The 24,081-nt window shown below is 29.9% G+C and carries 24 protein-coding genes; 2 read left to right on the top strand and 22 right to left on the bottom strand.

Annotated elements, in window-relative coordinates; genetic code table 11:
* The first annotated feature begins 1 nt into the window (after position 1).
* On the top strand, positions 2-766 hold the full coding sequence (locus AJN69_RS02605) for a TIGR02757 family protein (RefSeq protein ID WP_044778882.1): 765 nt from the start codon (positions 2-4) through the stop codon (positions 764-766).
* 3 nt (positions 767-769) lie between these two features.
* Positions 770-1,534, top strand: coding sequence for a TSUP family transporter (locus AJN69_RS02600; RefSeq protein ID WP_002855301.1), 765 nt, complete (start codon positions 770-772; stop codon positions 1,532-1,534).
* Here AJN69_RS02600 and AJN69_RS02595 read toward each other — a convergent pair.
* The 22 genes from AJN69_RS02595 to bumR form a co-directional block, all read right to left on the bottom strand.
* Positions 1,527-2,708 (bottom strand): type II secretion system F family protein, encoded by a 1,182-nt coding sequence (locus tag AJN69_RS02595; RefSeq protein ID WP_070210361.1) that lies wholly within the window; start codon positions 2,706-2,708, stop codon positions 1,527-1,529. The two genes, AJN69_RS02600 and AJN69_RS02595, sit on opposite strands and share 8 nt — an antisense overlap.
* A complete protein-coding gene (locus AJN69_RS02590) occupies positions 2,705-4,264 on the bottom strand; it encodes a GspE/PulE family protein (RefSeq protein ID WP_070274204.1) in 1,560 nt (519 codons plus the stop codon). The genes AJN69_RS02595 and AJN69_RS02590 overlap by 4 nt, the downstream gene beginning before the upstream one ends.
* Positions 4,254-4,841: a transformation system protein gene (locus AJN69_RS02585; protein ID WP_070210363.1), complete on the bottom strand. Its 588-nt coding sequence runs from the start codon at positions 4,839-4,841 to the stop codon at positions 4,254-4,256. Before AJN69_RS02585 ends, AJN69_RS02590 begins: the two co-directional genes overlap by 11 nt.
* Positions 4,842-4,844: 3 nt before the next feature.
* The gene (locus AJN69_RS02580) at positions 4,845-5,453 is read right to left on the bottom strand and encodes an ATP-binding protein (RefSeq protein ID WP_002862129.1); all 609 of its coding nucleotides are present in this window, start codon (positions 5,451-5,453) and stop codon (positions 4,845-4,847) included.
* The gene (mshL, locus tag AJN69_RS02575; protein ID WP_002870886.1) at positions 5,446-6,858 is read right to left on the bottom strand and encodes a pilus (MSHA type) biogenesis protein MshL; all 1,413 of its coding nucleotides are present in this window, start codon (positions 6,856-6,858) and stop codon (positions 5,446-5,448) included. Before mshL ends, AJN69_RS02580 begins: the two co-directional genes overlap by 8 nt.
* Positions 6,836-7,147, bottom strand: a complete 312-nt coding sequence (locus AJN69_RS02570; protein WP_002855438.1) for a hypothetical protein — start codon at positions 7,145-7,147, stop codon at positions 6,836-6,838. Before AJN69_RS02570 ends, mshL begins: the two co-directional genes overlap by 23 nt.
* Before the next feature lie 23 nt (positions 7,148-7,170).
* Complete coding sequence (gene nifJ, locus AJN69_RS02565; protein WP_002870883.1) at positions 7,171-10,731, bottom strand: pyruvate:ferredoxin (flavodoxin) oxidoreductase; 3,561 nt, start codon at positions 10,729-10,731, stop codon at positions 7,171-7,173.
* 92 nt (positions 10,732-10,823) lie between these two features.
* On the bottom strand, positions 10,824-11,465 hold the full coding sequence (locus AJN69_RS02560) for an HAD family hydrolase (RefSeq protein ID WP_002862133.1): 642 nt from the start codon (positions 11,463-11,465) through the stop codon (positions 10,824-10,826).
* Positions 11,465-12,424, bottom strand: coding sequence for a fibronectin-binding outer membrane protein CadF (cadF, locus tag AJN69_RS02555; protein ID WP_002932315.1), 960 nt, complete (start codon positions 12,422-12,424; stop codon positions 11,465-11,467). The genes AJN69_RS02560 and cadF overlap by 1 nt, the downstream gene beginning before the upstream one ends.
* A gap of 124 nt (positions 12,425-12,548) precedes the next feature.
* Positions 12,549-12,938, bottom strand: a complete 390-nt coding sequence (gene rpsI, locus AJN69_RS02550) for a 30S ribosomal protein S9 (RefSeq protein WP_002851459.1) — start codon at positions 12,936-12,938, stop codon at positions 12,549-12,551.
* Between the two features lie 2 nt (positions 12,939-12,940).
* Positions 12,941-13,366 carry a 50S ribosomal protein L13 gene (gene rplM / locus AJN69_RS02545; RefSeq protein ID WP_002779321.1) on the bottom strand — a complete coding sequence of 142 codons (426 nt, stop codon included), beginning with the start codon at positions 13,364-13,366 and terminating at the stop codon, positions 12,941-12,943.
* Between the two features lie 83 nt (positions 13,367-13,449).
* Entirely contained in the window at positions 13,450-16,215 is a 2,766-nt protein-coding gene (locus tag AJN69_RS02540; RefSeq protein ID WP_070210365.1) for a RecB-like helicase, read from the bottom strand.
* Complete coding sequence (locus AJN69_RS02535; RefSeq protein WP_070210366.1) at positions 16,212-18,578, bottom strand: PD-(D/E)XK nuclease family protein; 2,367 nt, start codon at positions 18,576-18,578, stop codon at positions 16,212-16,214. The genes AJN69_RS02540 and AJN69_RS02535 overlap by 4 nt, the downstream gene beginning before the upstream one ends.
* A complete protein-coding gene (locus tag AJN69_RS02530) occupies positions 18,575-19,096 on the bottom strand; it encodes a FixH family protein (RefSeq protein WP_002862138.1) in 522 nt (173 codons plus the stop codon). The genes AJN69_RS02535 and AJN69_RS02530 overlap by 4 nt, the downstream gene beginning before the upstream one ends.
* Entirely contained in the window at positions 19,083-19,685 is a 603-nt protein-coding gene (locus tag AJN69_RS02525; RefSeq protein ID WP_002870878.1) for a hypothetical protein, read from the bottom strand. The genes AJN69_RS02530 and AJN69_RS02525 overlap by 14 nt, the downstream gene beginning before the upstream one ends.
* A complete protein-coding gene (locus tag AJN69_RS02520; RefSeq protein ID WP_002858872.1) occupies positions 19,682-19,783 on the bottom strand; it encodes a hypothetical protein in 102 nt (33 codons plus the stop codon). Before AJN69_RS02520 ends, AJN69_RS02525 begins: the two co-directional genes overlap by 4 nt.
* Positions 19,780-20,001, bottom strand: coding sequence for a DUF4006 family protein (locus AJN69_RS02515; protein ID WP_072223679.1), 222 nt, complete (start codon positions 19,999-20,001; stop codon positions 19,780-19,782). Before AJN69_RS02515 ends, AJN69_RS02520 begins: the two co-directional genes overlap by 4 nt.
* Positions 19,998-20,861: a cbb3-type cytochrome c oxidase N-terminal domain-containing protein gene (locus AJN69_RS02510; RefSeq protein ID WP_070210367.1), complete on the bottom strand. Its 864-nt coding sequence runs from the start codon at positions 20,859-20,861 to the stop codon at positions 19,998-20,000. The genes AJN69_RS02515 and AJN69_RS02510 overlap by 4 nt, the downstream gene beginning before the upstream one ends.
* The gene (locus AJN69_RS02505) at positions 20,861-21,124 is read right to left on the bottom strand and encodes a cytochrome c oxidase, cbb3-type, CcoQ subunit (RefSeq protein ID WP_002851307.1); all 264 of its coding nucleotides are present in this window, start codon (positions 21,122-21,124) and stop codon (positions 20,861-20,863) included. Before AJN69_RS02505 ends, AJN69_RS02510 begins: the two co-directional genes overlap by 1 nt.
* Before the next feature lie 4 nt (positions 21,125-21,128).
* Positions 21,129-21,794 (bottom strand): cytochrome-c oxidase, cbb3-type subunit II, encoded by a 666-nt coding sequence (gene ccoO / locus AJN69_RS02500; RefSeq protein WP_002870875.1) that lies wholly within the window; start codon positions 21,792-21,794, stop codon positions 21,129-21,131.
* Positions 21,795-21,806: 12 nt separating this feature from the next.
* Positions 21,807-23,273, bottom strand: a complete 1,467-nt coding sequence (gene ccoN / locus AJN69_RS02495; protein ID WP_002880455.1) for a cytochrome-c oxidase, cbb3-type subunit I — start codon at positions 23,271-23,273, stop codon at positions 21,807-21,809.
* Positions 23,274-23,398: 125 nt separating this feature from the next.
* Positions 23,399-24,079: a butyrate response regulator transcription factor BumR gene (bumR, locus tag AJN69_RS02490; RefSeq protein WP_002862143.1), complete on the bottom strand. Its 681-nt coding sequence runs from the start codon at positions 24,077-24,079 to the stop codon at positions 23,399-23,401.
* Between the last annotated feature and the right edge of the window lie 2 nt (positions 24,080-24,081).

The following is a 24,081-nucleotide window of genomic DNA, read 5'->3' as shown; positions in this document are numbered from 1 at the left end:
AGTGAAAAATTTTATCCATCTTAAAGCCAAGCTTGATTTTTTAGCCAATCAAAAAAACACCAATCATTCCCTTTTTGAAACTCCAGATCCTTTGCAAATTGCTAAAATTCACAATGATGAATTTACTGCCTTAATTTGTGCTTTATTTGCCTATGGAAATGCTAAAAATATAGTAAATTTTCTAAAAAAACTTGATTTTTCTTTATTAAACCTTCAAGAAAAACAAATAAAAAAAGAACTTAAAAATTTAAAATACCGCTTCCAAAATGAGAAAGATATACAAGAAATTTTTATCACTCTTTCAAGACTTAAAAATGAAATTTCACTCTACGAACTTTTTTATCAAGCCTATCAAAAAAGAGAAAATACCACAGATGCCATCTTAGCTTTTATGCAAAAAATCAAAACCTTAAATTCATATTCAAGTTATGGGTATGATTTTTTCTTTGGAAAAATTTGGCAAAACACCCCTACTTCACCTCTTAAACGCTATAATATGTATCTAAGATGGATGGTTAGAAAAGATGAACTTGATCTTGGACTTTTTACCAAAATTCACACCAAAGATCTTTTAATTCCACTTGATACACATACACATAAAATTTCCTTGACTTTAGGACTTCTAAAGCGTAAAATATATGATTATAAAAGTGTTTTAGAACTCACGCAAAATTTAAAAAAATTAGATGCAAATGATCCCATAAAATATGACTTTGCACTCTATCGTTTAGGGCAAAGTAAGGAAATTGACAAATTTAAGGAGTGAAAAATGGGCTTTGAGCACTTAGATACAATTTATTATTTCATACTTTTTTTTGTAGCTCTTTTTGCTGGTTTTATAGATTCTATTGTAGGTGGAGGAGGGCTTATTACTCTACCAGCACTCATAGCCTGTGGAATTCCTGCGCATTTATCCTTAGCAACAAACAAACTCCAAAGCGTCTTTGGTTCTTTTACGGCTACTTTAACTTATTTTAAATCCACCACTCTACCTCATCTTGCTTGGGGTGTTTTTTTTACAGCCTTAGGAGCAGCTATAGGAAGTTATAGCGTTCTTTTTGTAAAAGATGAGCAATTAAAGCTTATTATCTTAATCTTTTTAACTCTTACTTTCTTATATACAGCCTTGCGTCCTAACTTAGGCAAACACGAAAGCGAACCTAAAATAAAAAATATCAAAATTTTTCATTTAATTTGTGGCTTAACTTTAGGATTTTATGATGGATTTTTAGGGCCTGGAACGGGTTCATTTTGGATTTTTGCTTGTGTAATGCTACTAGGTTTTAATATGAGAAAAGCAAGCATTAATACTAAAATTTTAAATTTCACTAGTAATATCATTGCTCTTGCTATATTTTTATGGCAATACGAACTTTTATGGGCTGTAGGTTTGCTTATGGGTGTAGGACAAGTTTTAGGAGCTTATTTAGGCTCAAAACTTGTATTAAAAACTAATGGAAAGTTTATAAAAACTTTATTTTTAATCGTTGTAGGAGCTACTATCATTAAAGTAGCTTGGGATTATTTTAGTTAAAATTGACCCCTGAGCTAAGCTCCCACATAGGTAAGAATATACCTAAAGCCAAAAACAAAACTAAAAGCGCTACAAATAAAGTCATCATTGGTTCTAAAAAAACCAAAAATCTATCCATCAAATTTTCGCTTTTTTGTTGATAATATTTGGCAATTTCTTCACTTAATACTTCAAGTCTTCCACTTTTCATCGCAACACTAAGCATAGAAAATACCAAAGAATCAAAAATATCAATCTTTTTAAAAACCTGACTTAACTCAAGACCAGAATCTATAAAACTAAAAAGTTTTTTATACTGAAAAATTAAAAATTTATTTTCAAGCCCTATAATAGCTAAATCAAAAGCTTTAGATATTGAAATTCCATTTTTTAAAAGTAAAGAAAAAGCCATAAAAAAATAATAATTTTGATTATAAATAATCAAACGAGAAATCAAAGGTATTTTTAAAAATAAAAAATCGCAAGAAAAAGCAAAAGAATGAAAATTTTTATAAGCTAAAATAAGCATAACAATAAAAATAACAAACAAAAATATGCAAAAAATTCCATAGTCATCTAAAAAATTATAAATTTCTAACATTACATGCGTGATAAAAGGTAAACTCGCGCCTAAATTTTCAAATAAATCTTTAAAATTAGGCACTACAAAAAGCATTAAAAACAAAAATGCTCCGATAATACTTAAAAAAACCAAAGTAGGATATCTAAAAGCCTTTTTTAATTGTTTTTGAGTCTCTAAGCTTTTTTCTCGAAGTTTAGAAATTTGACTAAACACTTCACTGATTTTTCCTGTCTTTTCAGCCGTTTTAATCAAAGCTAGCTCCGCACGATTTAATCCAAAATTAGCATTTTCAAAAGCTTGATTTAAATTTTGGGCTAAAATTAAATTGTCTAATATTTTTTTCATAATCTTGCAAGAATGCATAAGATATAATTCTCTAATCGCTTCTTGAACACTTAATCCAACTTCACACAACAAAGCCAGCTCTTTAAAAAAGAGTATGAAATTTTCTTCCTTTAATCTCTGAAAATTAGATTTTTGAATTTCTTTTATATCAATGATTTTCCAATTCTTTGATAAGGCTTTTGCTTGTGCTATATTTAAATTTTCAGCTTTTATAGTTTTTGTATAATTTTGATTGTTTTTAAGAAATTCTACTTCATAAAATTTCATCTTACAACCCTTAAAAGCTCATCTATACTTGTAAGACCTTCTTTGGCTTTTTTTAAACCTTGTTCAAACATAGTTTGAAAACCATATTTTTTTGCAAGCTCCATTAAAATCGTTTTATCTTGATTTTCCCTAATTGCACAAGCTAAATCTTCATTGATCTCTAAGCACTCAGCGATTAATTCTCTGCCAAAAAATCCACTATGATGACAACGCTCACATCCTTTTGGTTCAAAAAAATCACCTTCAAATTCAATATAATGTTTTTTGCTTTTTTGCTTACACCAAGGACAAAGTTTTCTAACCAAACGCTGTGCTATAACAAGACTCAAAGCCGATGCTATCAAGTAACTTTTTGCTTGCATATCCAAAAGCCTATCAATGGTACTAAGAGCATCATTAGTATGCAAGGTGCTTAAAAGCAAATGACCTGTTAAAGAAGCTTTAAGTGCAATATCTAAACTTTCTTCATCGCGAATTTCTCCTATCATGATAATATCAGGATCTTGCCTTAAAATTGCTCTTAAAACACTATTAAACTCGACTCCAACTTTTGAATTGAGCAAAATTTGCTGCACTAAAGGAATTTTATACTCTATAGGATCTTCTGCGGAAATAATCTTTTTTTCAATACTTTTCAACTCGTTTAAACACGCGTATAAAGTTGTGCTTTTACCACTACCTGTAGGGCCGGTTAATAAAATCATTCCATTGGGACGATGTAAAATCTTTTTTAAAATTTCTAAATTTTTATCTCCAAGATTTAGTTTATACAAATCCAAAATTTCTTTATCATGTTTTAAAATTCTTATAACAACACTTTCGCCATAAATCAAAGGCAAACATGAAACACGAAAATCATATCTTTCATTTTCAAAATCTAATTCAAAACTTCCATCTTGTGTTTTTCTTGATTCAGCTAAATTCAAACAAGCTAAAAATTTGACATGAAAAACCAAAGCTTCATAAACATCCTTCTCAAAAATAGCAAATTCACGCAAAATTCCATCAACCCTAAACCTAATCAAAGCGTCATCATTCCTTGCTTCTATATGAATATCGCTCGCATGAAAAGATAAAATTTCATGTAATAAAAAATCAAAAATTTGACTGATGCAACTTTGATCATCTCTTTTTTGATTTTCTTGCCATTCAAGTCTAAGCTTAATGCTTAATCTTTTAATCTCCTCTTGAATGCGAATTTGATTTAAAATTTTAGCTATCTTTAATTCATCGGCAATTGCAGTGTCGATTTTTTCACAAATCATAAAAGTCTTAACTTGCTCTAAAAGCTCTAAAGAACAAGGTTTGGATCTAATAATCATAAAGCCGTCATTGTTTTTAATAAGCAGAAATTTAAATTTTAAAAGTAAAGAAAAAGGTATACCTTCATAAATAAAATCATTATCTTCATCTAAATCAACAAAATGTAAATTACAAAAATTTGCTAATTTTTTAAAAAAATCCCAAGAAGTGATATTAAATTTAGTGCAAATTTCATCAAGACTTATTTCATTATCAATATAAGCTTGAAAAATTTTATCCATTCTACTTTCCATCTAATTCCATTAAACCATAATAATTTATATAAGCATCTAAAGCACTTTGAGCTTCTTTTTCTTCGCCTAAAGCTCTTTTAGCCTGAGCAAAAATCAGCCAAGAATCTTGTTTTTGTTTGTCAAGTTCATTGGCTTTTAAAGCCCAAAATATTGTCTTTTGATAAGCTTTAATATCAAAATACTTCTTAGCTAAATTTAATGCCTTTTCATAGCTTGGATTTTGATAAAAAGATTTTTTTAAATCAGAAATATTTAAAATTTTAGAATCAATTTCTATCTTACTAATATGTGTATTTTCCTGCACCGCTTTAACTTCTTCTAGTTCTTTATATAACTTTTCCCTAGAAATCTTATTTTTTTCTTGTAAAATTTGCACTTGAAGAATCTTTTGCTCTAAATGTTTTTTATGTTCAATAGCTTGCAAATAAATATTTTTTTGCTTATTATATTTTTGCATTAGCATAAAAAAACAAAATGCTATCACTAAGATTAAAACAATTAAAAATAAATATTTTAAATATTTTTTAAGTAAAAAGTATTTATACCTAAGCTCAAGCTCTTTAATTCTTTCTTGCATATCTTACCTTAATAAGCCATTCTCTAAAGCACTAAGCTTTAAAATATACTCTTGACTTTTATTTTTATCAAAAAAACTATTTATCTCATAAAAACTTTTTAAAGTTTTATCAATATATCTTAAATTTCCTTGAGAAATTTTTTGTAAAAACTTAAGACATTTATTTGAAAAATTCATTCCGAATTTCAATTTAATATAATCATCAAGCTCTAAAAGACTAATATTTTTCAATTCAAAACAAGCACTTAAGCGACTTTTAAAATGCTCTTTTTTAAGTATATTCAACTTTTTATGAGAACTTAAAACAAAACTTATAGAATCACTATAAATCCTGATGCTTTCTAGCATTGCATAATCATACATTCCCACTTCATCAAGAATAATTAAACTCTGGCCTTGTGAAATCAAAAACTCAATTTTTTCTTTTAAGAAACTCTGATCTTTAAAATTTTCATTAATAAAATCAACATTATATTTTTTTGCCAATCTTTGCAACAATACACTTTTACCACTACCGCTTTTTCCCCATAAAAAAATAAAAGCTTTTTGGCTTTCTAAAATTTGATTGATTTGATGAAAAATTTCTTCTCTAAATGGAATAATTTTACTCATAATGCTTAAATCCTAGATCTTTAAGACTTGGAGCGTTTACACTATCTACTATACTTGGAGTGATAATAAAAACAATTTCAGTTGCTTTAGAATTTAAAACTTCTCCTTCAAACAAAGAACCTAGAATTGGAATTTTTGATAGAAAATTGATAGAATTTTTCTCATTAGATTTATCGTGAGAAATCAATCCACCTAAAATTAAAGTTTGATTATTCTCCACTTGCACAACACTAGAAAGCTTTTTTTGTATAGTATCAGGAGCAATAGTTCTTGGCTCTTTTTGTCGTTTATTATCTTCTGGATACTTAAAATCACTTAAGCTTGGATTAATTCTAAGCATTATTTTTCCATCATCAGAAATTTCAGGCAAGATATTGAGTAAAATGCCTACAAAAATAGAATAATTATTATAACTTTCACTAACAGTAGTCCCATTTTCAGTACCTTTAGAACTTTCTTTGACTTGATAATTTATAGTATCGCCTACAGAAATAATGGCTTGTTGGTTGTTTAAAGCCATAAGCTTTGGATTAGAAAGCACGCTAGTTTTTCCATTTTGAGAAAGAAAGTTAATAATAGAATCAAAATTTAAATTTGCCCTTAAACCCAAATTCTTAACAAAACCTTGCCCATTTTGAAACTGAATAAAAGAATTTTCATTATTTACTTGTGAATTTAAACCTATATTAAAATTTTGCCAATTAATCCCACTAGAATGGCTTTCATTTAAACTCACAGCAAGTATGCTAACATCGATAATAACTTGTTTTTTAAGACGATTTTCTAGTTTTTGCAAATAATTTTTCACACTTTTTAACTGAGAATTTGTTCCAGTTACTATAATAAGACCTGCATTGGGATTTATAATGGGAGTTTTAGCCTCATAATCTTCATGAGAATTTTTTAATAATACAATAATCTCTTTTTCTATATTTTGCCAAAAATCAAATTTTTCCATACTTTTAATCATATTGTCTTCTGCGTCATCAAAACTACCGCTATATTCACTTTGCCTTGGTTTAGCGTCTACAGACGCTTTAGTTATGCTTTGTCCTTCTCTGATAGAAGTGATATAACTTATCTTGAAAATCTTCGTATTAATGCCTGAAATTCTTAAAATTTTACCATCAAAATCATAGCTAAGATCATGCTCTTTGATAAAAAAATTAAAAATTTCGTCCAAACTCATTTGATGAATATTGACAGAGTTTTGCAATGTTTCTAATTTTTCTTTGGCAATTTTATCTTTAACAATAATACTAAAAGAACAATATTTTGCAAGCTCATCAAGACTTTCTTGTATGCTTAATTTTTCATTAATACTGATATCAAAAAGACGCTTTTGACAATCTAAAGCATAAAGATAATGGCAAAAAAGAATGTTAATTAATATTAATCTTATCATTTTTATTTATTTGGATTGCAATTTCTAAGTTATCATATTGGAATTTAATCTCTTTAGTATTTATTTCATATATTATAGCATCATCAATCATATCACCTTTTTTATACCATCGATCATAAATTTTTACTTTATCAAGCATAATTGCAGTAATTTTAATATGTCTTAATTTTTCAAAAGTAGGATTCACAAATGGGTTTTGAAGAGTATTAAAATTTATGCGATTTTCTTTATCTATAAGTTTAAAGTACTCTTCAAAATTATCTTGTGCAAACAAAGTGCTAAAACACAATGTAGCACTAAAAATATATTTTATCAGCTTTCAACCTCATTGCTATAATCAGCCATAGCGATACGCTTAAGCTGTCTATAGCGACGTTGAGCGTCTTTTTTATTGCGTTCAAAAAGCTCAGCAGCGTGTTCAGGATTTGCTTTTTTAAGTGAATTATAACGCACTTCATTCATCAAAAATTGCTCATATAAATCCCAATCAGGTTCTTTTCCTGTTAGAGTTAAAGGATTTTTTCCTTGCTCTTCTAAACGAGGATCAAAGGTATAAAGTGGCCAATAACCACATTTTGTAGCAAGCTCACCTTGCTCTCCTGAATAACCAAGCCCACCTTTAATACCATGAGCTATACAAGGAGAATAACAAATCACCAAAGATGGTCCATCATAGGCCTCAGCTGCAGTGATAGCTTTGATAAGATGAGTATAATTTGCCGTTGAATTTACTTGTGCTACAAAAATATAACCATAAGTCATAGCAATTTGACCTAGATCTTTTTTCTGTATAGGTTTGCCTGCTGCTGCAAACTGTGCTACAGCTCCTGTTCTAGAAGATTTTGAACTTTGACCGCCTGTATTAGAATAAACTTCTGTATCAAGCACTAAAATATTTACATTTTCTCCACTTGCTAAAACATGATCAAGTCCGCCATAGCCTATATCATAAGCCCAACCATCACCACCAAAAATCCAGTGAGATTTTTTACTTAAATACTGTTTAAGCTCTAATATATCTTGTACGGCTTTAATATTTTTATTTTGCTCTAAAATAGGGATCATTTTATCTTTAATTTCCACAGACATAGCACCATTGTCTTTATTTGCAATCCAATCTTTAAAAAGGGCTGATAAAGCATTTGGAACTTCTTGCATACTTTCATTCATGATATGTTCAATGCGGTGTCTTGTGTTTTCAGTTGCAATTTTCATACCCAAACCAAACTCAGCATTGTCTTCAAAAAGTGAATTTCCCCAAGCAGGACCGTGTCCATTTTTCACACTTTTTCTATAAGGAGTTGATGGAGCTGAACCCCCATAAATAGAACTACAACCTGTCGCATTAGCCACAATCATTCTTTCACCGAACAATCTTGTAATTAAAGTAATATAAGGAGTTTCCCCACATCCAGGACATGCCCCATGGAATTCAAATAAAGGTTGGGCAAATTGTGCTCCTTTTGTGGTTTCTTTATTTAAAATATCATCTTTATAAGTAATTTCTTTAAATAAATAATCCGCATTTTCTTGCTCACCAAAATCCATCTCTTCTTGAAGTGGTACCATAACCAAAGATTTTTCTTTAGTAGGACACTCATGAACACAAAGCTCACAGCCTGTACAATCAAGTGGAGAAACTTGGATTTTAAAGCTTAATTTTTCTCCTTTGGTTCCTTTAGCTTCTAAAGCATGATCTTTTACTCCACGAGGTGCATTTGCCATTTCTTCATCATTAATCAAAAATGGCCTGATAACAGCATGTGGACAAACTGAAGCGCATTGATTACATTGAATACAATTTGCCTCTATCCATCTTGGTACCATAACCCCAACACCGCGTTTTTCGTATTCGGTTGTGCCGTGTTCAAAACTTCCATCTTCATAACCTAAAAAAGCTGAAACAGGTAAATCATCACCCTTAGCTGCGTTCATAGGTTTTACGATTTTTTCAACAAATTCAGTGCCTTTATAGGCATTGGTTTGTTCTTTTTCTTTAAGCTCTAAATTTTTCCAATTTGGATCCACTTCAACTTTTACAAGTCCATCAGCCCCCACATCAATAGCTTTGTAATTCATTTCTACAATAGCATCGCCTTTTTTACTATAAGATTTATACGCAAGCTCTTTCATGTATTTTTGTGCGTCTTCATAAGGAATGATTTTTGCAAGTTTGAAAAAGGCTGATTGCATAATGGTATTTGTACGATTTCCCAAACCTATATCACGAGCTAGTTTGGTTGCATTGATGATATAAAAATTTACTTCTTTTTCAGCTAAAGTTTTCTTTACTGCATCTGGAAGTTGTCTTATGGTTTCTTCAGCATTCCAAATACTATTTAAAAGGAAAGTTCCTCCTTTGCGAATTCCTGCTAAAACATCATAAATTTCCAAATAAGCCGCTACCGAACAAGCGATAAAATGCGGAGTTGAAACAAGATAAGTTGAACGGATAGGTTTTTTAGAAAATCTTAAATGGCTTCTTGTATAACCCCCTGATTTTTTAGAATCATAAGCAAAATAAGCTTGAGCGTAAAAATCCGTTTTATCTCCGATGATTTTAATCGAGTTTTTATTTGCGCCCACAGTTCCATCAGCACCAAGTCCGTAAAATAAACATTCGATCGTACTTTCATCTCCAAGTGAAATTTTCTCTCCAGTACTCAGTGAAGTATGAGTTACATCATCAACTATACCTACAGTAAAGCCATCTTTTGGATTATCAAGTTTAAGATTTTCAAATACTGCTATCATTTGAGCAGGATCAACATCCTTTGAAGAAAGTCCGTATCTTCCACCCACTATAACAGGAGCATTTTCTCTTCCATAGAAAGCTGATTTTACATCAAGATAAAGTGGTTCTCCAAGACTTCCTGGTTCTTTGGTTCTATCTAAAACCGCGATTTTTTTTACTGATTTTGGCATAACATCAAAGAAATATTTTAAACTAAATGGGCGATAAAGATAAACTTTTAAAATCCCTACCTTTTCACCCTTGGCATTAAGATAGTCCACCACTTCTTCAAGTGCTTGAGTTACAGAACCCATAGCAACAATCACACGCTCTGGCTCTTTGTGACCATAATAAGTAAATGGTTTGTATTCTCTACCTGTAATTTTTGAAATTTCTTGCATATATTCATTAACAACATCAGGTAAAGCATCATAAAAACGATTGCTTACTTCTCTAGTTTGAAAATAAATATCATCATTTTGTGCTGTTCCGCGTGTTTTTGGATTTTCTGGATTTAAAGCATTATTTCTAAATTCAAGCAAAGCTTCTCTATCTAATAATCTATCAAAATGTGCATAATCCATTACTTCAACTTTTTGAATTTCATGGCTTGTTCTAAAACCATCAAAAAAATGCAAAAATGGCACTCTTCCCTTAATTGCAGCTAAATGTGCTATACCAGCTAAGTCCATGGTTTCTTGCACGGAATGCGAACAAAGCATAGCAAAACCAATTTGTCTTGCCGCATAAATATCTTGATGATCACCAAAGATAGACAAAGCTTGAGCAGCCAAAGAACGCGCTGCTACATGGATTACACAGGGGAGTAATTGACCTGCTATTTTATACATATTTGGAATTTTAAGGAGTAATCCTTGAGAAGCTGTATAAGTTGTAGTCAAAGCCCCAGCCTGTAAAGATCCATGCACACTACCTGCAGCACCTGCTTCACTTTGCATTTCTACGATTTTTACAGGAACTCCAAAAAGATTTTTTTTACCTGCAGCTGCCCACATATCGGTGTAATCAGCCATAGGAGAACTAGGTGTAATAGGATAAATTCCAGCAACTTCAGTAAAAGCATACGCAGCGTATGCAGCAGCCTCATTTCCGTCCATAGTTTTCATAATTTTACCCATTGAGACCTTCCTTTATATTGATAATTTTTATAATTTTTTAGCTATCAATTTACTATAAATTCTCTTAAAAGGCGTTTAACGAAAACTTGAAATTAGTTTAATCTAGCTATATAATTAACAGCCTCATATGCATTTAAAAATACCATAGAATGAGCTTTTAATTCATTTTCATTGCCATAGCCACAAGTTAAGGCCAAAGGAGTGATATTAGCAGAAATTGCAGCTTGAATATCTAGTATTGTATCGCCTATCATATAGGCATTTTCTTGAGTTTTATTGAGTCTTTTTAAAGCTAAAATTATAGGTTCAGAACTTGGCTTTGGATTTGTGACATCTTCAAGAGTAATTAAAGTTTTAAAGAATTTTTTAACTCCCAAATAATCAAGTAAAATCGGAGTAAATTTACCTCCTTTTGTTGTAACTATGCCAAGATCTGCAATTTTGCTTCCAAGTTCTAATGCTTCTTTTACTTTAGGCAAAAGAGTGGTTTGTTCTAAATAAATTTGTGCATAAATTTCACGATAAGCTAATACAAATTCTTTACTTAAATTTACTTTATCTGGATAAAGCATTCTAAACATTTGCTCTAAAGGATAACCTATGAGATTTTTGATTTCTTCATTATTTTTAGAAGTTAATCCAAGGGCTTTAAAAGCTCCTTGGAAAGAATTTAAAATAGCATCAGTAGAATCAATTAAAGTGCCATCTAAATCAAATAAAATAGTTTTATTCATTATCTTAAAATAAATTTAGCATCCACTCTTCTATTATCCGCTCTACCTTCTTTAGTGTCATTGCTTGAGCGAGGATTATCTTGACCATAACCTACTGTTTTGATGCGACTTTTTTCTACACCATATTTTTCAAGTTCATTAGCAACACTTTTAGCACGTCTTTCAGAAAGTTTTTGATTATAAGCTCTTGAACCGATATTATCTGTATGTCCTTCAAGAATAGTATCATATCTTTCATTTTCATCTAAAACTTTTGCAATTTCTTTGATTTTTTCTTGAAAGGTTGGATTTATAGTAGTTTTATCAAAACCAAAATGACCTTCCAAAGAAATAGTTTTTTCGCAACCATTTTCATCTAACAAAGCACCTTCTCTTGGTTCAACAGGACATTTTGCTTGTGGAGCTGGACGAGTATCAGCAACTTCTTCCACAGCTTTTTCCTTTTTGCCACCAAAACCAAAACTAATACCTAAAGTTGAAACCCAATTATGGTTTGCATGATTGAAATTAATTTGATCTCTAGTTTCAAGTCTTAAAGCCAAAGAATCACTAAGACGGAATTTTACACCCGCGCCATAATGTCCAAATCCACCGCTTTTATTATCATAAGCAGCATTTGAAAAATCCTCATATCCTCCACCTGCTAAACCATAGAAATAAAATTTCTCACCTACATCAATACCTTTAATAGCACTCAAATAAGTTCTTGTAATATCTGTAGTTTTATTTGTATTTGTATATTTAACATCAGAATAATGCTCTAACCCAAATTCTAATTGATCAAGCCAAAAATCGTCAAAATGATAACCAAGTCTAATCCCTGGTGCATAACGATTATCCATATCTAAATTACCCTCAAAGTAATTATAGTTTAAAGTTGGAGTGATTTCAAATTTTACATTGTTATCAGCACCAAATAAAACACTTGCCAAACCTAAACATAAGAATATTTTTTTCATAGAAAAAACCTTTCATTGTGTTATAAAATAAAAATTTAAATTTCGCAATTATAACATAAATGATAGAAAAAAGGATGAGTTTTATAAAAAATTGTAGAAAGGTGGGAAAATCCCACCAAAAATATTAACGTTTAGAGAATTGTGGGCTTCTTCTTGCTTTGCGGCGTCCATATTTTTTACGCTCAACAGTTCTACTATCTCTAGTAAGAAGTCCTTTAGGTTTTAATAAAGCTCTAAAATCAGCATCCATAGCTGCTAAAGCTCTTGAAATTCCATGTCTTAAAGCTTCAGCTTGAGCACTATAGCCCCCGCCTAAAGTAGTTGCTTTAATATCCATTGAAGTTTCTTGTTTAGTCACAAGTAAAGGTTGAACCACTTTAAGCTTAATCGCCTCGTGTCCACCAAGCCAAGTGTTTAAATCAACACCATTAACACTAATTTTACCACTACCTGGTTTTACCCATACCTTTGCGATAGCAGTTTTTCTCTTACCTGTTGCGTATGTTGTTGCCATGATTATTTTCCTTCTTTAGCAATTTGCGCAGTGTGTGGGTGCTCACTACCCGCATAGATTTTTAATTTTTTAAGCATAGCTCTGCCCAAATTTGTTTTAGGAAGCATACCTCTAACTGCTAATTTATATAATTTTGCAGGATTTTTTTCAAGTAAATCACCAAATTTTTCGCTTTTTACACTTCCAAAATATCCTGAATGTCTATGATAAAGCTTATCTTCTGCTTTATTAGCACCTGTAAATACAGCTTTTGAAGCATTGATGATAATTACATAATCACCACAATCAACATTTGGAGTAAAGCAAGGCTTGTTTTTGCCTCTCAAAATTGTTGCTACTTCAGTTAAAAGACGGCCAAAGCGTTTGCCTTCTGCGTCTAAAACAATCCATTCTCGTTTTACTTCGTTTGGCTTTGTTATCTTTGTCATAATTTTTACCTTTGCCAAAAATTTAAAATGTGATTGTATAAAAAATAATATTAATTTTTACTTAATTTAAGTAAAAATAAAGTTTATATTTCCAAAATTTGAATTTCATTTTCCAAACAATAAACTATAAAAGCACGCACTTTATCTTTTTTTAAAATTTCACTAATGGCAATCTTATAAGTTCTTACTTGCTCTTTATGTTTATCTTGCATAGCAAGACCTGTTTTATAATCAATTATGAAAGCTTCTTCATCTTTTAGAGCAAGCAAGTCTAATTGTTTAATTTCTCCATTAAAACTCAAAGCTTGCTCTTTTAAAAGCTTTCCATCGCTAATTAAATTTTGAAATTGAGTATTTTTCAGCAAAATTTCAATTCTTTTAAAAAGCTTTTCAAAATCACTCTCATCTAAAAAATGCCTAAATTTGCTCTTGCATCTTTGAGTAAGTATTTGAAAATTTTCACTCTTAGGGAGTTTTAAATTTTGCATAAAAAAATGAAAAGCATTTCCAAAATATAGCTCTTTACTATCAAGCTTTTCTTCACTTTGAACTTCTTGTGGGCTAATTTTTTCAAATTTTTGTAAAGCTTGAATACTTTCTTTTTTAACACTTAAAATTTGCTCTTTGCTTTCTAAAAAACCTCTCTCTTGAGAATGTATATTTAAAAATCCCCCCTTAAAATAACTTGGATAATTTCCATTTACACTTTCTTCGTTTCTTTTTATGATAATCAAACTTTCCTTAGCTCTTGTAAAAGCCACATAAAGTTTATTAATATCATCTTCATAATTTGCTCTTGTAATATTTTCTTTAAAAAGGGTATAAATAGGCTCTTTAGTAAGCTCTCGAATTTTATCTTTAATATGGAGCTGCCAACCTTGATTGATATCATATTCAAGCATGATATCTTCATTGTTTGAATTGTTTTTAGATAAACTATCTAGCAAAATCACATGATCAAATTCCAAACCCTTAGATTTATGCACACTCATAATACTAATACCCATATTTTGTTCGCTTACTATTTTCAAAGTACAAGGCTCAAATAAAAGCTTTAAAAAATTTTCCTTAGTTTTAGCATATTCGATAAATTGCATTAAAGCGATATCATTTAAATCAAGTTTTAATTCTTTTATTAAAAAAAGTATATTTTCCATAGCATTTTTTGAAAAATCAAGGGTGATTTTTCTCGGCTCAAAACCTAAAAGTTCTTTTAAAAATACCAAGTAAAACTCATCACCAAAAATACAATATTTAGCATATTCCAAAACAAGTCTTACGCTTGCTTTATTTTCAAGTAAAACATTGCTTTGAGTAAACGCAGGAATTTTTTGCTCTCTTAAAAAATCCAAAACCATATCTGCATCGCTATTTTTCCAACACAAAATACAAATATCATCATAAGAAATATTTTTAGATCTTAAAAAATTAATTTGCTCAAATAAAGTTTCTAAAGTCTTTTCCTTGATTTCTTGGGCTTGGTTTTTAACCTTTTGTTCTTTAGATTCCACAATACGCACAAAACCACCTTTTTTACTTTCTAAGGCAAATTGCTCTTTATAATCTTTGATTTTTTCTTTAAAAGTTTCATTAACAAAATCAACCAAAAGCTCTTTAGAACGATAATTAGTATTTAAACTATCACTTTTAATTTGACTAAATTCTTGTTTTAACAAATCAAATAATTCTTTTTTTCCTTTACGAAAGCGATAAATACTTTGTTTTTTATCTCCTACGTAAAAAAAAGTGCGATTTTTCTTAACTCCTTCTCCTGAAACAAGCTCAGCGATCAAAGGGCGTAAAATTTGATATTGAATCACGCTTGTATCTTGAAATTCATCAATAAGCAAATGCGAAATAAAACCATCTAAACGAAAATAAATCATATCCTTAAATTCACTGGTTATTAGCTCATAAACTTTTTTACTCACATCTTGGAAATTTAAGGTATTTTTATCTTTATGAAATATATTTTTAGCTTCACTATAATGATTTAAAAGATTCATTAAATTAGCAATTTTATAATTTTCAAGCTCTATAGCATAAGTATTTAAAGCATTTATAAGCTCCATTCTTTTTGTACTAAAATGCAAGTTAGTGCTTTCTAAATCTTGTAAATATTTTGTACTTTCAAATTTTGTCATAAAGCTTGATTGTATAAACACGGATAAATCTAAAACTTCGCTTTTAAAATTGTCACACAAATTTTTATAATTTTTTACATGAGTAAGACCCAAACAATAACTTCTTAACTCACTATAGGCTTTATTGATATAAGCTTTAGATGGATTTGGAATTTTAGGAAGATTTTGAAAATAAGCATTCTCATAAAATTTTTCAAGCTCGTTAAAAAAATTTTCTTTCTCATCAACTAAATTAATATAATAAGCCAAATCTTTTAATTCATCTTTTTTAAGAAGTTTTAAAAAAATCTCTCTTACATCAAGCTTCTCTTCACTCATTGTAAAATCACTACTTAAGCCCAAATTTAAAGCAAAAACACGCAAAATTTTTCCGAAAAAAGCATCAAAAGTGCTGATTTTTAACTCTGTTCTTAAAAATTCTTCTTTTTTAGCATCTCTTAAAGAAATAAGCTCTTCTTTATCTTTACCTAAAAGCTTGCAAAGTTCATTGCATTCACTGGTTTTATTTTCTTTTTCTAAGTTTAAAAAAGTCTCAATAATTCTTTTTTGCATTTCATTAGCAGCTTTTTTGGTAAAAGTCAAAGCTAAAATTTCATTAATCCTAACTCCTTTTAAAATAAGTGCTACAAAACGCACACTCAGGGCAAAGGTTTTTCCGCTTCCCGCACTCGCTTCTAATGCCAAAAAAGGCTCAAATTGACTCATTTTAATTCCTTTTTATAAATGAGTTTATAAGGACAATACTCATCTTGTTCATTTTCAAACTCTATTTCTTCCTTGCTCATAAGAACCAAATCTTTAAGTCTTTCTCTCAGCTCATCTAAACTTTTAGCTTTTTGGTGCAATATTTGCATACTATTTAAATCATAAAAACCTACGCTTGCATTTTCATCATATAAGGCTTGGTAAAAAGCAAGTTGATAAGAATTACTTGGTACTTTTCCACTTTTATAATCAATGATCAAATTACCTTCTTTTGAACTATCGATACGATCTATAGTGCCCTTAAGTTTTATACTATCTGCTCCAAGCTTTAAAATATTGTTTAACTCAAGCTCTGTATGTGCGACATAAAAGCCTTTTGAAAAATGCTCTTTTTCGTTTTTAGCAAATTGTATAAATTTTAATTTAAATACTTCAAGATCAAGTTCACTGATATTGTATTTTTGATATTCTTTATCCAATAAATTTGTAAAAACTTTTATATCAAAATCATTATTTGCATAATTTTTATAATAAATTTCAAGCATTTTATGGATGAAATTTCCTTGATTTTTCGCTTTGCTTTCCTCGCTTAAAACCCTAGGTTCTGCTAAATTTAAAATATAACGATAATAATAAGTTCTTTTTTGATTTTCCAATAAATTAAAACGACTAAAAGAAAGTGGAAACTCGAAAGGATTATGCCTTAAAATAGGAGCTTTTATAGGAGTTAGATTAGGTTTTATACCTTCATAGTCTAATTTTAAAGCATTAAGATAAGCTTTTTGGTGGATATGAGTTTCATAAAAAAAGTCAAAATCAAGTTCATCTAAAAAACGTGATTTGCTTTTTTCTTCATTTTCCACAAAGCAAATACTTACTTCTAAAGCATTCTTCATCAAGCTTTCATAATAAAATCTTTGTAAATTTTCTCTTCTATCATAGCTAATCAATCCTGCTTTTTTACGCACTTCATTGTTTAAAAAAAGTTCATTAACACTTCTTTTGGGAATAAATTCTTCATTAAAATCAACCAAAATCACCCCATCAAAACAAAGCCCACGACTTTCTAAAAGTCCCATTACCGTAACCTTACCTCCACCTACATCACTAAGGGAAAGTTGTGAAATTTGCATGAAAAAAAGATGGATCAACTCTTTAAGAGTTAAAGACTGATTTTTTAATAAATCTTTAATAAAATAAAGTTCTTTTCGTATCAAATAAATAAGTTCTTGCTTTTCATTTTCTAAAAATAAAGCAAGTAATTTTTCAAAATATTCAAAATCACATTTCTCATCAAAATACTTTTTAAACTCTATAAAATCAAGCTTTAAAGAATGTAAAAGTGTATTGTGATAATCAAAAATCATCTGCGTGTCTTCAAAATAATCCTCTTGATTTTTATAAACAAAAGAAGCACTACTAGCACTTTCATAAAGTGCTTGAAATTTTTGATAAAATAAACTTTCTTTAATACTAATCCCACTTGCAAAATTAAGCATATTGTCTTTATCAAAAAGTCTTAAAAACTCACAAAAACTTTCATCTGGAGTTATAACTACAATATTTTCAGACTCTAAACCTTTGCGTACAAAATGTGAAATTTCATCCATAACAAAAGCGCATTGTAAAGCCCTTAATTCAAAAGATTTGAGTTTAATTTTTGAATTTTTTGTTTTAAAAATTTCTTCTTTTAAAATCTCTTGTTTTGAAAGATTGATTTCATAATGAGTGTTTATTTTTAAATCAAATATTTTTAAAAAATCAAGTTTTGAAAGATATTCAAGATTAAATTTACTTGTTTTAAAACTTAAAACCACTTCTTTAATCTGAGAAATTTCACTTAATAAATTTTCTTCAAATTTACTCAAAAAACCTTGCAAATCATAAACTATAGCTTCATACTCATCTAAAAAATCTTTATTAAGAGTGTAATTTTTAGGTAAAGAAAGATCATCATAAAAAGAATTTTTTTCAAGTAAAGCAAGATAATTTTTATATACCTCATCTAAAATTTCTAAATGTTCATTATAGGTGGCATAATAATCATTGTTTTTAAGATCTTCTATGCTTTTTTTTTCTAAACTAAGTTCTTTAAAAAAAGAAAAAAGATATTCGTTATTTTTCAAAAAAGCAAAAAATTCTACCGAAATTCCTAGTTTTTTTTCTAAATCCTTACTTTTTAGACAAGCTTCTTGCATTAAAAGCAAACTTTCATAAGAACTTGCCTTATGAAAATTACTCAAACAAACTTTATCTAAAAATTCACCTATATGAATAGCACTATCTAATAAGGCATTTTGCTGTTTTTTGTGGTTATAATACTCTCTAATTTGTCTTGAAGAACTAAAAATTCTTAATTTCATTGAGCATTTAATTCGTAGCTAAAAAAACCCACTGTTTCTTGATTTGCATAAAACTTTAGCTTAAGCTCCCATCTACCTTTATCTAGTTTAGGTAAAGCGATACTTAAAATTCCATTTTTAACTTGTCCTTCTAACTTTTGATCAAAATTTTTAGTGAATGGTCTTGTAAGAAGAACTTGAACTTTTAAATCATCAGAATTTATATTTTGTAATGCAGAAATTTTAAAATTTGCAACATAGGAATTTTGATCCACTTCATAACTAGGAATTTTTCTTTTACCTATAAAAGTGATTTTATCATTTTGAAAATTTACTTTAAAAAATTTATCAAAATTTACTTGTTGTTTTTGTATTTGATTGTAATTATTTTCAACATTTTGATAAGAGTCAAAATAAAAATCATCCTCATATACAGGATGGTGACTTGCTATAAAAATCGTTACAATACAAGCAATAATTATAGCCAAAAGTGAAAGCAAAATACCATAAGGCCAAAAACTTCTTTTAGTTTCTAACATTTTTTTTCCTCTTTATTCTTCTTTGTGCATAGTATAACAATGCAAAGCAAATAAATCCATAGATAAGTATTCTTAAGATATTGATAGTATCACGATTTGCATTACCTATAGAATGTTCTAATTGTAATCCCAAGGATTTTGCCACACGATCTACAATATCTGCATAACCATTAAGTATAGCAGCATTATAAATATCACCTTTATTTGTAGCTAATATCGGCAAAATAGATCCTGTTCCAGGATAAGGACTAAGCACAGATTCTTTATCAATCAAAGCTAAAGCACCTTTTGAGCCCACTATATCAACTTTGTGAGAATTTTTTGACAAAAGAAGCAATATATAAGATTGAGGAAGTTCTTTTTGTTTATTTAATAAAGTTTCAATTTCAGTTTCATCACCAACCATAACGCCGATAAAAATATTACTTTTTTGGTAAAGCTCTTTTCCTATAAGATTAATTTCATTACTTACTTTTTGACTTAAAATATTTTCATTAAAAAGTACAGCATCAAGAGCAAAAACCCTAGAAGGCAATAAAACAAAGAAAAAGATGGCTAAAAAAAAGCCATCTTGTAATATTTTTTTCATCCTATATGAAGATGATTTACAGTTAAAACCGACCAAGCGGTAATTGCAGCAGCAACAACTAAACCAATAACAATTAAATATTCCAAAGCCTTACTCATTGTGCTTCCTTTATACTTCTATGATCTTGTTCTTTTGAACCAAACATCTTTACACTTTGTGCATCTTTAAGACTATATGGCTTTTGCATCACTTCTTGCTGAGCTTTAAGACCCCAAATAGTTAAAACTACTAAGATAGCAAGTAATAAAACCGTAGCAATTAACATACCTGTAACACCTGAAAGAGAAAACACGCATCTATTATTATTTTCCATCATTCACCCCTTGAAAGAGAAATTACATACTCGCCAACAGCTTCTTTTTGAATATCATTAAGTGTTGGAAAACTCGGCATTGTTCCTATAAAACCAGCCTTACCACTATGTAAAACATCTACTACAAAAGCTGCAGAACCGTATTTTGTAAGATCTGGGAACATTCCATCTTGACCTTTTCCATCTTCTCCATGGCATGCTGCACAAGTTGCATAAGCTTCTTTACCTTTTGCTACTAAATTTTCATTTGCAGTTTTCTTAATAGCTGAAAGATCTTTTGCTACATAAGCAGCAATAGCAGGAATATCTTCTTCTGCCACACCTAAATCAGCAGCACCAAGCATTTCTCCACCTGGAAAATTCATACCTTTTGAACCATGTTTAATTACATTGATTATACCTTCTTCACTACCCCAAATATTTAAATTTTGAGCTTTACCATTGATACCATCGCCTGTAATTCCATGACAAGCTGAACACTGAACTAAAAAGATATTTTGACCCATTGCTATTTTATCTTCAGGAGATAAATTTTTAAATTTTTCTTCAAATTTTGTATTATGAGTTACTACTTCTTCATTGTATTGACCTATACTTGAAAAAGAATTTAAAGGATATCCCCATAGAAAATACCAAATAGCCCAAACAATAGTCAGGAAAAATACCACAGCCCAACCAGTAGGAACAGCATTTTTATACTCTCCTATTCCATCCCAACTATGTTCACTAAGCTCTGACTCGCCTTTTTTTTCTTTCATCTGCTTAAACATTCTACTCACAATAACTAGTGTGATTAAAATGATAAGAATAGCTCCAATTAAAGATAAGAGATTAACATTATCTTCTAAATTTAACCATTGCATTAAGCACTCCTTTTACTTTCTAATACACTATCATCAATATCATCTTTTAAGGCAAGGTTTGCATAATTTTCATAATTTCTCTCGCCTTTTTTTTCTGTTCTATATAAATGATACCAATACGCATATAATACTATTGACAAAAACATAACGAGTGCAAAAAAACCATAACCTTGGAAAATCTCCCACTCATGTTTTTGGACTGTTGCTAAATCAAATGTGATTAAATTTTTAATCACATCAAAAACTATTGATAAATGTTCCATCATTTTACTTTAAGCTATTTAAATAAGCGATCAAAGCAACTATTTCTTTGATTTCACCTTTAGCAAAAGCATCTTTTACTTCTTGATTTTTCATTTGATCAACTATAGCCTGAGCTTCAGCTTTTACTTCAGCTTGTGCATCCTCCCAAGAACCAAGTTTTGTTCCATTTTCTGTATCATAAGGAACATTGAAAACTTTTTTCACAGTTAAAGCCTCAGCATAAGCAGTTTCAATATCTGCATTATTTTTAAACATATGCTTATATGAAGGCATAATAGAATCTGGAACAACAGAAGTAGGATCCCACATATGATTTTCATGCCAATCAACTGTTCTATAATTTCCTACACGAGCAAGATCAGGTCCTGTTCTTTTTGAGCCCCAAAGAAAAGGTCTATCATAAGCAAATTCACCACTTACAGAATACATACCATAACGATCTGTTTCTGATTTAAATGGACGAATAAGCTGTGAATGACAAGCATTACAACTATCTTTAATATATACTGCACGCCCTGCAAGTTGTAAAACTGTATAAGGTTTTTTACCTTCAATTGGTCTTGCATTTTCTGCAAAATTTGGTAAAACTTCAACTATGCCTGCATAAGCAATCACTACAAAAACAGCTACAGCAAAAAAGAATGGATTTTTTTCTAACCAACTAAACATATTTTCTCCTTTTTATGCTGCCATAGGCGAAGCGCTTTTTGGTTCTTTATCAAGCACTCTTCCACAAGCAATTGTTTTGTAAATATTATAAGTAAACATAAAGAAACCGATAAGATACAACAATCCACCAATCGCTCTAATCCAATAATAAGGAACAATAGCCACAACAGTATCAATAAAGCTATAAAGCAAGTTACCATACTCATCTGTCGCTCTCCACATCATACCTTGAGTAATACCCGCAATCCACATTGAAGCAAAATAAAGAACTATACCTGTGGTTTGGATCCAAAATTGAGCTTCCATTAAAGATTTGCTATAAAGCTCTCTTTTGAAAACTCTAGGAGTCATATGATAAAGCGCAGCCATAGTCATAAATCCTACCCAACCTAATGTTCCATCATGAACATGTCCTGGAATCCAATCTGTAAAGTGTGCTAAAGCATTAACAGACTTAATTGAAAGAATTGGCCCTTCAAGTGTTGAGAACATATAGAAAGTTGATGCCAAAATCATAAATTTAATCAATGGACTCTCGCGAAGCTGGCTCCACTCACCTTTCATAGTAAGTAAGATATTAATCGCTGAACCCCAAGAAGGTAAAATCAATACTATAGAGAAAACCGAACCCATAGTTTGCATCCAATCAGGTACAGTTGAATAAATCAAATGGTGACCACCTGCCCAAAGATAAACAAACATTAAGCCCCAAAATGCAAATAAAGAGAGTTTATAAGAGAAAATCGGCTGACCACTTTCTTTTGGCAAGAAGTAATAAATTTGAGCAATAATACCCACAGTAAATACAAATGCCACAGCATTATGTCCATACCACCATTGTACTAAAGCATCATTTGTTCCTGCATACATTGATACACTATGCCACCATTTACCCATTCCAGTAACAAAATAAGTTGGTACTTCCATGTTGTTAAAAAGATAAAGCATAGCTATACCTAAAAATGTAGCTATATAATACCATAAAGAAATATAAAGAGTTTTTTCACGGCGAATTCCAATAAGTCCAAAAATACTTACACCCCATAAAACCCAAACAAGAACAACAAGAATATCTAAAGGCCACTCAAGCTCTGCATATTCTTTAGATGTAGTCACACCCATAAACAAAGATATAACAGCTAAAACCATAGTAAGCACATAAAGCCAAAAATGAAGCTTACCAACAGCCATTAAAAATCTTGACTCAGCCATACTTACCTTAAGAACACGCTGACCTATATAATACCAAGTTGCCCAAATCCCTGAAAGCATAAAACCAAAAATCACACCTGAAGTATGAAGTGGTCTAAGTCTTGAAAAAGTAGCATATTCTCCTGCTAAATAATTTAAGTTAGGATATGCCATTTGAAAAGCTATAAGAGTTCCTATAGCCATACCAACAATGCCAAACAATACGGTTGTAAACATAAAATATCTTGCAACCGTATAGTCGTAATTTAATACATTACCTGGATGCATCGACTTTCTCCTTAAAATTTTTGATAATAAGAGAATATTATAGAATATTAATTATACATTTTTTCTTAAAAATGATAATTTTGTTAATCATTTGTTATGCTTTATATTTTAAGGCTAAATCAGTCTTATTTATTGATATTTATCTTATAACCTAAACTTGGCACATTTTTTATAAAATCTTCACCCACTTTATCTCTTACTCTTTTAATAAAAGTTCTAACAGCAGTATCACTCACATGTTCACCTATCCAAACATTTTTCTTTATATCTTCATGCAAAACCAAAGCCCCAGGTTGCTTTAAAAGCAAAGAAATAAAAGCTAATTCTTTTTTAGTTAAAACAATTTCTTCACCATTGTAAATCAAAGTTCTTTTAGTTTTGTTAAATTGATATTCTTCAGAAATTTTTACAAGCATATTTGCTTCAATTTTTTCGCCTATTAGATAATCTAAAACTTTAAACAACTCTTCTATATCAACAGGTTTGATCAAATATTTATCTATACCAATATCAATAGAACGCAAAAGTCTCTCTTTCTCTGAATACGCACTAAGAACAACAATTGGGACATCATCTGAAATTTCCTTAATCTCTCTTGCCATATCAAGCCCATCCATAATAGGCATAGCAATATCTGTGATAACTAAATCCGGCTTAAATTTTTTAAATTTTTTAAGCCCCTCATCTCCATTTTGAGCTCCGATTACTTTACTAAAGCGTTCGCTTAATACATTAATCAATGATTCTCTAGTCTTAATTTCATCTTCAACTACTAATATTATCAATTCTTTACATTCTTGTGACATTT

Source organism: Campylobacter sp. BCW_4338, from assembly GCF_001763255.1.
GTDB lineage: Bacteria > Campylobacterota > Campylobacteria > Campylobacterales > Campylobacteraceae > Campylobacter_D > Campylobacter_D jejuni.
Note: the sequence above shows the minus strand (reverse complement) of the source record. Positions and strands in the feature narration are given on the sequence as shown.